The following is a 13,032-nucleotide window of genomic DNA, read 5'->3' on the forward strand; positions in this document are numbered from 1 at the left end:
TACCTAAATAGCGCGCCACTAGTTCATGTTAAATAAAAACGCCAAGCTAATAAAAATAGCTTGGCGTTTTTTATTATTGGAATTTAATTTTCACAGTTGGGTAACTAGTGGATTATATGAATGCTGCTATTCTTTATATTGGTCACACTAGTTTGAACATTATTTCTATATAACTAGTTGTTGCTAAATTTATTCTTCACATTGGTACCCATCTTTATGACATCACGATCTGAGCAGTATTCCGATATTATTGTTTCGAGTTCCAGTAAGTTGCCGAGTTCAATACTTATCGTTGATCGTAGTGGCATTGTATTATACGCCAGCGAGCTAATTGCAACACGATTAGGATATACATCTCAACATCTCCAAAATCAGTCTATTCAATATATTGCGCCGACTTTTTTGATTGATGATTATTTTTCTGAAGCAAAAAGAAAAACACCTTTTCAAACCTTGGAGTTATGTTTTCAAACTTATAGTAAAGACACACTGCCGGTTTACTTGACCATCACTTATGAAAAAAATTCACAAGATGAGTGTATTGTCATTCATGTTACAGATATGTCGAAATTCTCATTAGGTAAAGAAGAATTAAATTGTTGTATTGAATCTCATACTTCCGATCAAAATGAACTTTTACGTTTTCTAATCAACGAAGTACCAAGCCCTCTTGTAGTAAAAGATTATAATGGAAAGTTTGTTCTGACTAATAAAGCCGTGGCTGAATTGTACGGCGCTCCGTCTCCTGAATCCATGATAGGAAAAGATGATGGCGATTATATTCCTGATAAAAAGTTGGCTGAATTGTTTAGGAAAAATGTTCGTCAGATAATGGATGACGGGAAAACGAGAACCGTATTCGAAGATTCTATCGATGTGCATACCGGAAACCTTCGAAATTTTCAGTCGATTAAAAAGCCCTTTGTTCACAACAATAATGAAAAACACATTTTGCTGGTTGCGACCGATGTTACCGAGCTTAGAAATATTCAAACAGATCTCGAAGAACAGAAAAATCTGTTTAGGCAAGTGATCGACGAACTCCCAAGTCCTTTCATCGTAAAAGATTACGATGGTAAGTTTGTTTTAACTAATAAAGCATTAGCGAATTTATATAACGTTGATTCACCAGATTCGATGATAGGTAAAGACGATCGAGATTATTTGCCCCATCTGAAACACGCAGACAACTTTAGACACAATGTGCGTTCCATTATGGACAAGGGCGAAACTCAGATTGTCTATGAAGATTCTTTCGATGTAAAAACGGGGAATCGGCATCATTATATGTCGACCAAAAAGCCGTTTGTAAATCAGAAAGGCGAACAACAGATATTGATTATTGCCAATGACATTACTGAAATGCGCAAAGCTGAACAGATTTTGATGCAATATGAGAAAATCATGTCGGTATCTCAAGACTTTCTATCATATGAAGATAAAAATTATACCTATCAAGCCGTCAACGAAACATATCTAAATGCCTTTAGGTTAAGCCATCACGCGATAATTGGTAAAACGTCTCGAGAACTATTTGGTGATAGTTTTTTCCACAATGTGATAAAACCGAAATTCGATCAAGCGTTGTGTGGCAAGGAAGTGAGCTATGAAACTTGGGTTTCGTTCCCTTCTTTAGGGCGACGCTTTATTAATGTGAGCTATCATCCTTACTACCCGAAAGATAGCGATGAAGTTGAAGGTGTGGTTGTTAAAATCGACGACATTACTGAGCGCTATAGAACCAAAGAACAACTTCGGTATATCGCTGACCATGATATTTTAACTGGTTTACCTAATCGACGAGTTTTTTCTAAATACTTAGCAAAATCGCTGTTGGATGCAGAGAGCAATGATAAATTACTTGCGGTATTTTTCTTAGATTTAGACCGATTCAAGGTGATCAATGACTCTTTAGGACATGTTATTGGGGATAACGTACTGAAAGATATCGCCAAGCGGTTGCAAAGACACATTCGTAAATCGGATGTTCTTGCTCGTTCGGGTGGCGACGAGTTCTTGTTGTTGTTAAATGACTTTGATGATCCGGAAAATGTAGAGTCGCTTTGTAAATTAATATTAGAAGAGCTCAATCAGCCAGTATTACTTGATGAACATCAGCTGTTTGTGTCTGCAAGCATTGGTGTCAGTATTTATCCTTACGATGCTACCAATGAGAAAGAGCTGATTCAAAGCGCAGATGCGGCAATGTACCAAGCCAAAAGGTTGGGGAGAAATACCTACCAACTATCTCATGAGAACTTACGCTTACAGGTTACAGAGCGATTTAATTTGGAGAAAAACCTGCGCTCTGCGTTGGAGAATAATGAGTTCTGCCTCTTCTATCAGCCCCAGATCGATATGAATAGCCACACAGTTGTCGGTTCTGAAGCTCTAATTCGTTGGATGCACCCTAAGCTTGGTATGATCCCACCTGATAAGTTTATTCCAGTTGCAGAAGAGAGTGGTGTGATTCTTAGCATGGGTCATTGGGTTTTATATGAAGCATGTCGTCAAATGCAAGAGTGGCAATCTCTCTATGGTTTCATGGGTACGATTTCGGTAAATGTGTCTGGCAATCAGCTTCTTCAAGCTAGCTTTACCGATATCGTAAAGGAGTGTTTAGTCACGGCAGGGTTGTCACCAAGTTCACTTTCATTAGAAGTAACGGAGAGTTATCTAATGAACGATATGAATAACGTAGCTAAACAACTGCAAGTGTTGCGGAATTTAGGCATTAGTGTTTCGATTGATGACTTTGGTACCAGTTACTCTTCACTACGTTATTTACAAAAACTTCCAATTTCAACGTTGAAAATAGATCGTTCTTTTGTGAATGATGTACCTGAGGACAAAGGAGATTGTGCCATCGTTAAGACGATCATTGATCTCGCGAACAATATGGAAGTTGGGGTTATCGCAGAAGGTGTTGAGAATGAAAAACAAGAGGCGTTTTTAATTTCTCAAGGATGTTCACTGGCTCAAGGCTATATGTATAGCAAGCCTGTCGACGCAAATACGTTTTGTGATAATTTCTTAAAGGGAGATGATAGATTTATCTAGTGTTAATAGTTATTAAAATTCGAAGTGACGACTTAATTCACGATATCGTCAACTTCGAAATATTAACACGTTGAATTAATGTTTGGAGAGGAAAGTTTGATTACTCACCAAACTCAACGTTAAATCGACGTTTGAAACTTGGTTTTTGCTCGACTCTTTGTCGATGTGCAATCAAAGCAGGGAAATCATCCAACGCAAAACCGCCTTTTTCTGCTCGGGTGTAGCACCAATGTAGATAGGTATCCACAATTGCCCATTCATCACCGTACCAAAATTTCGACGTAGCCAAACGATCGTCTGCCATTTTGAGATAGTTAGTTAGTGCAAGTCGGCCTTTAGCAACGACATCCGTTGTGTCTTCGTTCAAGGTATAATATCCCGGCATGCATACATGTCTAACGGAAGGGTGTACCGAACTAGAAAGCCACATTAGATCAGAATAATAAAGCGAACGCTGGTAAGCATCATCTGTATCAGGAATCACACGAGCGTCGGTGGCAAGAGAATTGAGATAAATTAAGATTGCAGGGTTTTCAGTTAAAAGCTGACCATCTTTTACCAAAGCGGGAACTTTACCAAACGGGTTAATTTTTAGGTATTCTTCCGTTTTATGTGCCCCCGTTGATAGTTCAATCTTACGGTATTCACATTCTAAACCTAATTCTTCGATGGCATTGATAGTCACTCCAGAACAAGCGCCCGGAGAGTAGTATAGGACGAGAGACATTTGTATTTTTCCTTATTCATAAGGCCTAACACTACCTAATAGATGCAGTGCTATTTAGCGAAGTACAGTATTTACATCTTTTTATTTCTTTTTAGCTAATCGATAAAAAGCCGATTGCTAATATCTTTAATAGTTAAAAATTATAGAGTAACAATGTTAGGGTGGCTACGTTTTTGATAATAAATATCACTTTCTTTTGATAACAAAAAAGGGGTGACGATACTCTGAGATGGTGCGGTGTAAATCACATGAATGAGTTGGAGTTGAAACAGTTATTATGTCTATATGAGTATCCAAAAATAAACTGATCGACTAAGAAGGTCCAGTTTATTTTTGGACTAAATAAATCAGTATATTAGAGACACTCTTTTACCGACCACTCAACAGTTTCACCTGCTTTTATTGGTACGACATCATTTGAACCAAATGGCATCACTGCATCAACTGTCCATGCTGACTTTTCTAATATTACTTTGTCACTGTTACGTGGTAATCCGTAGAAATCTGGACCATTGAATGAGGCAAAGGCTTCTAGGTTTTCTAATTTACCTGCTTGTTCAAACACTTCTGCATAGAGCTCTAACGCGGCGTGCGCAGTATATGAGCCAGCACACCCACAAGCATTCTCTTTTAGGCCTTTGGCGTGTGGTGCTGAATCCGTCCCTAAAAAGAACTTCTTACTGCCAGAGGTCGCGGCGGCAACTAGAGCTTGCTGATGAGTATTGCGTTTTAGTATTGGTAAGCAATAAAAGTGAGGCTTGATACCCCCTACCAACATATGATTTCGATTGAACATTAAGTGGTGAGCAGTAATCGTCGCTGCAACGTTCTCATTTGCATTTATTACAAAGTCTGCAGCTTCTTTCGTCGTAATATGTTCAATAACGATTTTTAAATTTGGGAAATCATTCACTATCGGAGCCAAGACTGTTTCTAAAAATTGCTTTTCACGATCAAAAATATCGACATCATGTGTTGTGACTTCACCATGAATTAGAAGAAGCATTCCTGCTTTTTCCATCGCTTCAAGTACTGGATAAATATTCTTCGGGTCAGTAACACCTGAGTCGGAGTTCGTTGTCGCTCCAGCAGGGTAGAGTTTTGCCGCTACGATTAACCCCGTTTCTTTTGCTTTCGTGATCTCTTCAACACTGGTGCTATCAGTAAGATAAAGTGACATTAAAGGCGAGAAAGTTGAATTGGTGTTGTGGGCTAAAATACGCTCTCGGTATGCTAATGCTTGTTCGGTATTTGTTGTCGGTGGAACGGTATTGGGCATAATGAGTGCGCGTCCATTGTATCGGCTAATATCACGAACGGTATCAGGTAATACGTCACCATCTCGCAAGTGTACATGCCAATCGTCAGGACGAGTCATTGTTATTTTAGTCATTTTAAGCTCCACCAATTAATGTAAATAATACCTAGAAAAAGCCCCAATTAGTCACTCCAACCCTAATTGAATCGCCAGCATAATAGAAGATATACAGAAAAATTTCATCCGATAATTCGAGATGAGAACATCAGATTAAACAAATAGTCATACGAAATAATTTCGATTATTATCGAGAGCTAAAACCTGTTAGCTGAGCTAGGAAGTGAAAATGTCCCAACTGGAATTATCTCAAGTTACTGTTTATCCCGTGAAATCCATAGCAGGTGTCTCATTTTCATCTGTATGGGTCGAAAAACAAGGCCTTACGTTTGATCGCAGATTTATGTTAGCGCTCTATAATGGGAGAATGGTGACCGCGAGGCGTTTTCCACAAATGGTTAAAATACGTTCGGCATTTTTGGCCAATGGTATTCGCTTTAGTTATCCCAATAAAAGTGATCTGGTGATCCAATACCATCAATTTGATTTATCAGAAGTAGAAACGTCGGTCTGGAGTGATACTTTTTCGGCATACAGTACGACCAAACAGGCGAGTGAATGGTTTAGCGATATTGTTGGCGAGCCCGTTCAGCTACTTTATAGTGGCGAACAGTCAAATCGAGTACGCGAGAAGTTTGGGCATAATGTTAGTTTTGCTGATGGGTATCCTTTACTTTTGATTGGTGAAGCATCGTTAGAAGAGCTAAATTCTCGTAGCTCGGAAGATCATAAGATGGCTCAATTTCGGCCAAACTTAGTCGTTGCTGGAGGTGAGCCCTTTGCTGAAGATAAATGGAAAAAAATTAGAATAGGTGAGGTTGAGTTTCTTATATCAAAGCCCTGTGAACGTTGTGTGTTGACCACTGTTGACGTAGAAAAAGGTGACTTTAGACCCTCACAAGAGCCGTTGAAAACCTTGGCAACCTTTAGAGCGGACGAGCGAGGAGGTATCTTCTTTGGTCAGAATCTCGTGCCATTAAATGAAGGTTTTATTCATCAAAATGATGTTGTAGAAGTTTTGGAATATCAAGATGGTGATCATTATGAAGACAATACTCATGCTGCAAACCTTTTGGATGCAGATAATGCTTTAGCCACAGATAACGACACTTCTCATAGTACGCTAAATTTGAAATTTAACGGTGTTTCTATCTTAGGAAACAATCAGTTTACATTATTGGAGCAGAGTGAGCGAAATGGTGTTCCTATTGCGAGCAGTTGTCGTGCTGGGTTATGTGGAGCATGTCGAGTCAAAGTGACGAAAGGAGAGGTTGAGCAACAAGATGCGCCTGCATTGGCTCATATCGATACCGAAGCCGGAATGGTACTGGCGTGTTGTTGCGTTCCACTTACTGATGTAGAGATTGAATTCTAGATTTTATCATTTTTACGATTTAACGGTAGCAGAGCACAATTAAAAAAAGCGAATGCATTCGACTGAAGCATATCTGGATTTAGGCCAACAATATGGCTTTTAGTTGCTGATATTGCAGAGTATTACCATCGAACCATTGAGCGGCAATTTGTGACTCTGCTCTACCTGATAGTTCCAATTTACGCGCTTCTCGTATTAATAGAGCAAGTTGCAATTCCGCGTCCAATATTGAATCGTTGTGCTTAACAGAGTTAGGTTTCCATTGAGAAATAGCATTACTCATTGGAGAATCAATTAACAGTGGTTTGAATTGAGTGGCCTCATATTTCAATAATCCTGAAATAGGTGCATAAAGTGGATGGCTACGTTCTAGAGATGAAAGACGTAAAAGGCTTTGTAGAGCAAGCTCTGAGAGCTCAACACGTCCAGATTGATTCGGAAAATTTAAAACCGTGCGTTGTGATAAATCAAGTTGAGTTGACTTAGAGTTAGGCACAAAAGATAGACTGACAAGGCAATCTGCTGGAATCCACCATGCTTGGCCTTCTTCAATGGCATATTCTCGCTTACCTAAGCGTAGTAATACCAAACCCGAATGAACATAAAGTAAACTGTTCTTGAGCGACCGTTTTCTTGGCGTCACTATTAATTGTTTACAATCATGGTATTCAAGGTTTACAGCGTAGTTCATTTTTTTTCTCATTCATCTAATTCTCGGCAAGGGTACCGCTTTAGAGGCTAAAAGGCCAACTTAAGCGTGAGATTAACCTTGCTAGAGGTCAGACCATTTACTTTTTTTTCATCGATACCTATCACTTATGTCAACTACGCGTAGAATAGACGAGTTTTTTTAACCGACCGTAGTGATTATGAACTCAGACAACGATCCATACTTTGATATTCGCCCTTACAACGACGATGAAATCCCAGCAGCTCTTGATCGTTTAATTAATGATGATGAATTTATTAACGCCATCATTAAGCATCGTTTTTCCAGTAAAAATCACTTAGTACGTGTACTTATGTCTCCTTTCGTTAAGGTTTACCTTAAATATAAATGGGTAAAATTGACGAGTGTGGACGCTATTCAGAAAGAAGTTAAGAGCTATCTAGAACGTTCTCTTGAATCTACGACTGATGGAGTTGCGTATACCGGTTTGGATAAGCTCGATAAGTCGACATCATACTTATTTATTTCGAATCATCGTGATATCGCAATGGATCCAGCACTCGTCAATTATGGGTTATATATTACTGGCCACCAAACAGTACGCATTGCTATCGGCGATAACCTATTACGCAAACCTTGTGTGACTGAGTTAATGAGAATAAATAAGAGCTTTATTGTTAAACGTTCCGCTAAGGCTCCGAGAGAAATGATGAAGGCGCTGGGTACTTTGTCTAGTTACATTAAACATTCTTTGGATTCCAAAAACTCGATCTGGATTGCTCAGAAAGAGGGGCGTGCGAAAGATGGCAATGATTTTACCGATCCAGCGATTTTAAAAATGCTTTTTGTTGAAGGACGTAAACAGAAAGTTCAATTCTCTGACTATATCAAAGAGCTTAAAATTGTACCGGTATCAATTTCATATGAAAACGATCCTTGTGATTTAGCGAAAGCCAATGAGTTATACCAAAAAGCAGCCCATGGCAGTTACAAGAAGAGTGAATTTGAAGATATTGATAGTATCATTCAAGGTCTTGTGGGCAACAAAGGGCGTGTGGAAGTCGCGTTTGGTGACGTTATCGATGGTGACTTCGAGACACCAGAAGCTTTAGCCCAAGAGATAGACCGTCAAATACATATTAACTACAAACTTTTCCCTATTAATAATCTCGCTGCGAAAAATGAAGATGAAGAGGTTACTGACGCGACACGAGAGTGTCTCGATGAGAAGTTATCCAAACTTCCCGCAGAAGCTCATCCATATCTCCTCGCTTCATACGCCAATCCAGTCGCGAATAAGCTTCACGATATTGGTTAATGTTAGCCTCGCAATTGCGGGGCTTTATTTTGCGACAGCGCCTCCTAACGTTAGGTTGGTAGGCCACTTGGTAATAACGTTACCTCCTAAGTAAATATTCCCTTCTACCGTCATTGTGTCTGGAAATTGCGTAATGGCGGAGCCCCCAATGTAGAGGTTTCCCGCGATCTTTATTCTATTCGGTAATTCTGAAAGTGGTGTGCGTATGACACTTAGATCGCCTTTTACCGAGAGGTTTGGTGGCAAACTGTTTAATGGGGTATCGGTGAAATTCAGGTAGCCTCCAATAATAATACCTGCAGGCCAACGTTTGATTTTGGCACCAATAAAATTGCCAAAACCAACGACTTTCGTACCAGGTTGAACCTTCTCCAATAAACAGTTGGTCGCAATAAGGTTGCCGTTGACTTCTAACCCTTGTGGTAACTGCGTCATTTTTGTTCTAGATATATCGAGATCATTCTTAACGACCAATCCATCCGGTAGTGCGGTGAATGCTCGTTGGCGTAAGTCTAAATTGCCGTAGTTATCGAGATAGTTGAGCATATGAAGTTGAGTTAAAGGCTCGCTACTCACTGAAAAAGAGAATGAGTGCAAAACAAGAAATAGGACAAGGAAGAGAGGTCGGTGCATAAACGGGCTTTAGTCATTGGTTTTTTAGAGTATGGGTCAGATCTTACCGACTCGCAAAATTGAGGACTAAAAAGACAAAAAGCGACACGAGGCCGCTTTATTGGATCTTATACTAAGATTAACGCGTAAGTGAACGCGATTTAAGTTCAAAAATGAGCTTTTCAGCACTGACTTCGAATTTAAAACGAGCTTCTAATTGAGTTGACTCGTCTGTGAGCTCACTGCTTTCATACTCTACTGCGGAACATACCGTTTTTGCCAATTCGATGTATTTAGATAACTCCGACTCAAGCAACTCTTTCGAAGACGCCGTAATGGAAACTTCCGCTACCTCATCGCCTTCTTTAATGATAAAGCCAATTTCACCAGATGTTCCGCACGCTTCACAAACATCGCTTTCTACATTGGTATTGTTACTCATAATCTAAATCCCCTTGATAATAATGTTGGTATTGTAGATCTTAACTAACCTCTAGCGCCAGACTAAAAAACAAAATGTTGATCGATATAAGTTTGCTAATCAATGGCGTGGCGCGCTACCTATGTGATTGTCTTCACGAATCCAACATGCATTATGCCATTGAGCTAGCATAATTTAAGCAGAATGATTGCCGTAGCCTCAATGAATCGAGATTATTCAATACACAAGGTAGACCGTGATATTTGCAACACCATCGTTTTATAACTCATGAATGAATTGAATCCCTTCAATTCGGCATGTGGGTGCTGTAGTTCCTATGCGCGTTTGGGAGAGCCTAAAGTATGCCAAAAAGAAGTAAAGAAGACACAGAGCAAACGATTCGAATTATAAAAGAAGCCGTTGTCGAACAGATGCTTGAATTAGGCTATGACAAAATGTCATATACGACATTAAGTGAATACACAGGGATCTCTCGTACCGGAATTAGCCATCATTTTCCGAGAAAAACCGACTTTACCGATGCTATAGATGGAACTCTATTTAAAATATTTGTTGAGCATTTAGTATTCGATGGCGGTATCGAAACGTTTAAACAAAGTTGGACCGAAGCGTTATCCAGCTATCGGTTTGTTGCTATTCTCCGATTATTTATCCACCACATTGTGATTGCGGATGGGTCGTTAAACTTTTCTAAAAAGGGTTTAGATAGCTTGTATGAAATAAGCGTAGAGAAATTAGGCAGTGAAGCGGAACATACTCTTGATTGCTTACTTGGAAAGTCGCTGGTTAAGATGTCCCGTTAGTTAATATTTTAATCATTGAGTAGAGTTAGGGCAAACACCCTAAAAAGTCGCCAATATTGGGCGACTTTTTTGTGTTTTATGTTCGGTGGCTTATGTTAAACAACGTTACCTTCGCGCTTATCTAGACGAGTTTTTACTCAGAACGTTTTAGTGGGCAAGAGCTAAACCCGAGCAGTGGATAAATAGGGCATCTGCTGAGTAAGCCCGTTGCTAGTGGAATAATCCCAATTAAGCCCCACAGCCATAAACCGTTTTCATTTGCGAGTACAAACGTCAATGCTAGGAGTACGATTCCCGCGATAATGCGTAAAGTTTTGTCGATGCCGCCTACGTTTTTATTCATAGTAATAGTCCAATCTTTGTTGTTGAGATGGATATATTAGAGAAAGGTGATTTTAACGTATGTGACTTTTGTTACATAGGGTTGGCTTTTTATTGACGTGTACCTATACCGTGATCGCTTCTAACGCTTTTTCATCCAAAATCGTAATTCTCTCTCGGCCGAGTTCCACTATTCCTTGCTCAGCAAAGTTTTTTAAAAGTCGGCTAATGATTTCTCGAACACTTCCCAGTTCATCGGCAAGACTTTGGTGAGTTGTTTGGATGTGTCTTCCTTTACGCAGTAACAAGACGGCTAAGCGTTGATCGAGTTTGCGAAACGAAACCTCTTCAATCAAGCGCATCAGATCGACGAGTCGTTCGCCAAAAAGTGAAAAAATGTAGAGGCTAAATTCAGGGTGTTTTTCCATTAATTTAGAAAATAATGCCCGAGGTATCATCACCGCATTTAATTGACCATCCGCGACGCCACGGGCTGGATAAGCGCTATGACCAAGAAGACAACTGCTAGTGATGATACAACTTTCTCCTGGATTCACATCATAGAGATGGAGTTCACGGCCGGTGTCACTTTGACAAACCACGCGAACACAACCAGAAAGTATAAGAGGAAAGGCAGTACATGGGCTATTGAGATCAAAGAGTACGGTTCCCGATGGAACATCGATATAACGACTTTCTTGCTTAAACCTTCGTAGCAAATCATCATCTAAACGAATTAGCGAAGGAAACAGGGTAAACAGTTCTTCTTTAATTTTAGAATCCATACGCGAGCCTTTGACATTATCACTTAGTCAACAGAGTTGACTAATATTATCCGATAATAAAAAGATAAGTACAAAGCATTGTGTCGTTCTAGTCTTTGAAAGGAAAGTGCTCGAATACGTCTTCAATCATCTGTTCTAATGGGGCTGCACCATCATGAATTCTTGCGTATGAGCGTAATCCAGTAATCTGAATTTGGATATGCCTTGCGAGTACCTTCGAGTCTCTATTTTTATCAAGTTCACCAATTTCTTGAGCTTGTATTATGACTTTTTCAAATTCTTGTTCCATAACTTTAAGCGAATCTTTTGCCGCTTGAAGCAATTCTGGTTGTTCATCGGTGAGTTCGGAAACGGTCTTTGCCAACATACACATTCCACTTGGTGGGCAAGTATCAGCATTGATGACCAGTTTATGCATAAATAACTTGAGTCCAGCTAACGGAGATGTACTCGCGTCAAGACACTGAGCTAAACGGTTCACGCCCTGCTCAGTATAAAACTTCAAGCTTTCTTTGAATAATCCTTCTTTACTGCCAAACGTGGCATAAATACTTCCTGGACGCATATCAATCACATCCTGAAGATTACGCATCGAGGTGCCATGAAAGCCCTTTTCCCAATAGAGATCGGTCGCTTTCTCAATGACTTGGGTACGGTCGAACTTCGCACTTTTCCCCATAGAACTTTCTCGCTTATCAATATTTTTTGAACACGTGTTCAATTTTATCTTGAACGATCGTTCAAATCCAGTTATATTCGCTATACACACTAAGACGAAGTCAAAAAATCACTTCGATATTGACAATACAAATGATGAAAGGAACTAAAAAGATGGGTAATTTCAAAATTCATACAATGGACACGGTTCCTGCGGAGAGCAAAGAATTCGCAGAAAACTCATTTAAAGCAAATGGCCGTTTACCTGGGCTTCATGGCGTAATGGCTGAAGCACCGGGTCTACTAGAAGGTTATCAAATACTGCATAAGTTGTTCGTTGAATCGTCATTTGATGTTGATGAGAAGACGGTAATTTGGCAGACCATTAACGTTGAACATGAGTGTCACTATTGTGTACCAGCGCACACGGGTATTGCACATATGATGGGCGTTGATCCTTCTCTAACGGAAGCTCTGCGCAATAGTGCTCCAATGCCAACAGAAAGACTACAAGTATTGCATGACACAACGTTAGCAATGACACGTGAGCGTGGTTACCTTAGCCAAGAACAGGTTGATCGCTTTTTTGCAGCCGGTTACACCCAGCGTCAGATGCTTGAGCTCGTACTAGGTCAAGCTCAAAAATTGATGAGTAACTACACTAACCACCTTGCAGAAACGCCAGTTGATGCTGTCTTTGAAAAGTTTGCTTGGAAAAAAGCATAAGTTAATCAGTAAAATTTAACACTGAATACTTAATCTATTAATAACAACATTTGGAGTCGTAGAGTATGCCGACTCCTTTTTTTTGTCTGTCGGTTGGATGCATTTCATTCCTCTTTATTCCATTTCTTTCTCACTGTCCTCTCTAATTCGACGGCTTTTTT

General features: G+C 39.7%; 13 protein-coding genes. 5 read left to right on the plus strand and 8 right to left on the minus strand.

The genetic code is table 11. The features are described from left to right. The first annotated feature begins 216 nt into the window (after positions 1-216). Positions 217-3,060, plus strand: a complete 2,844-nt coding sequence (locus ACXJY6_RS00755) for an EAL domain-containing protein (RefSeq protein WP_458766833.1) — start codon at positions 217-219, stop codon at positions 3,058-3,060. 100 nt (positions 3,061-3,160) lie between these two features. Here the strand turns inward: ACXJY6_RS00755 and ACXJY6_RS00760 are convergent, their stop codons facing one another. Both ACXJY6_RS00760 and pyrC read right to left on the minus strand, forming a co-directional pair. Continuing rightward, positions 3,161-3,787, minus strand: a complete 627-nt coding sequence (locus ACXJY6_RS00760; protein ID WP_458766835.1) for a glutathione S-transferase family protein — start codon at positions 3,785-3,787, stop codon at positions 3,161-3,163. A 355-nt stretch (positions 3,788-4,142) separates the two neighbouring features. Next, the gene (pyrC, locus tag ACXJY6_RS00765) at positions 4,143-5,180 is read right to left on the minus strand and encodes a dihydroorotase (protein ID WP_458766837.1); all 1,038 of its coding nucleotides are present in this window, start codon (positions 5,178-5,180) and stop codon (positions 4,143-4,145) included. 211 nt (positions 5,181-5,391) lie between these two features. On the opposite strand from pyrC, the gene ACXJY6_RS00770 reads away from it, so the two are divergent. Beyond that, on the plus strand, positions 5,392-6,537 hold the full coding sequence (locus ACXJY6_RS00770) for a YcbX family protein (protein ID WP_458766839.1): 1,146 nt from the start codon (positions 5,392-5,394) through the stop codon (positions 6,535-6,537). Between the two features lie 79 nt (positions 6,538-6,616). On the opposite strand, the gene ACXJY6_RS00775 is transcribed toward ACXJY6_RS00770, so the two are convergent. Beyond that, positions 6,617-7,228 carry an AraC family transcriptional regulator gene (locus ACXJY6_RS00775; RefSeq protein ID WP_458766841.1) on the minus strand — a complete coding sequence of 204 codons (612 nt, stop codon included), beginning with the start codon at positions 7,226-7,228 and terminating at the stop codon, positions 6,617-6,619. A gap of 178 nt (positions 7,229-7,406) precedes the next feature. On the opposite strand from ACXJY6_RS00775, the gene ACXJY6_RS00780 reads away from it, so the two are divergent. Next, complete coding sequence (locus ACXJY6_RS00780) at positions 7,407-8,525, plus strand: 1-acyl-sn-glycerol-3-phosphate acyltransferase (RefSeq protein ID WP_458766843.1); 1,119 nt, start codon at positions 7,407-7,409, stop codon at positions 8,523-8,525. A gap of 24 nt (positions 8,526-8,549) precedes the next feature. Here the strand turns inward: ACXJY6_RS00780 and ACXJY6_RS00785 are convergent, their stop codons facing one another. Together ACXJY6_RS00785 and ACXJY6_RS00790 are read right to left on the minus strand one after the other, a co-directional pair. Next, positions 8,550-9,158 (minus strand): hypothetical protein, encoded by a 609-nt coding sequence (locus ACXJY6_RS00785; protein WP_456051217.1) that lies wholly within the window; start codon positions 9,156-9,158, stop codon positions 8,550-8,552. Positions 9,159-9,276: 118 nt separating this feature from the next. Beyond that, positions 9,277-9,579 carry a YfcZ/YiiS family protein gene (locus ACXJY6_RS00790; protein ID WP_456051218.1) on the minus strand — a complete coding sequence of 101 codons (303 nt, stop codon included), beginning with the start codon at positions 9,577-9,579 and terminating at the stop codon, positions 9,277-9,279. Positions 9,580-9,920: 341 nt separating this feature from the next. Here ACXJY6_RS00790 and ACXJY6_RS00795 point away from each other — a divergent pair, with 341 nt between their 5' ends. Then, the gene (locus tag ACXJY6_RS00795; protein WP_456051219.1) at positions 9,921-10,382 is read left to right on the plus strand and encodes a TetR/AcrR family transcriptional regulator; all 462 of its coding nucleotides are present in this window, start codon (positions 9,921-9,923) and stop codon (positions 10,380-10,382) included. A 133-nt stretch (positions 10,383-10,515) separates the two neighbouring features. Here ACXJY6_RS00795 and ACXJY6_RS00800 read toward each other — a convergent pair whose 3' ends face one another. From ACXJY6_RS00800 to ACXJY6_RS00810, 3 genes are all read right to left on the minus strand, one after another. Further along, positions 10,516-10,725, minus strand: a complete 210-nt coding sequence (locus ACXJY6_RS00800; protein ID WP_456051220.1) for a YgaP family membrane protein — start codon at positions 10,723-10,725, stop codon at positions 10,516-10,518. A gap of 103 nt (positions 10,726-10,828) precedes the next feature. Next, a complete protein-coding gene (locus tag ACXJY6_RS00805; RefSeq protein WP_458766845.1) occupies positions 10,829-11,488 on the minus strand; it encodes a Crp/Fnr family transcriptional regulator in 660 nt (219 codons plus the stop codon). 88 nt (positions 11,489-11,576) lie between these two features. Further along, positions 11,577-12,167: a TetR/AcrR family transcriptional regulator gene (locus tag ACXJY6_RS00810; RefSeq protein ID WP_458766847.1), complete on the minus strand. Its 591-nt coding sequence runs from the start codon at positions 12,165-12,167 to the stop codon at positions 11,577-11,579. A gap of 152 nt (positions 12,168-12,319) precedes the next feature. On the opposite strand from ACXJY6_RS00810, the gene ACXJY6_RS00815 reads away from it, so the two are divergent. Then, a complete protein-coding gene (locus ACXJY6_RS00815) occupies positions 12,320-12,871 on the plus strand; it encodes a carboxymuconolactone decarboxylase family protein (protein ID WP_456051223.1) in 552 nt (183 codons plus the stop codon). Positions 12,872-13,032: the final 161 nt, after the last annotated feature.

Source organism: Vibrio phycocola (assembly GCF_054404255.1).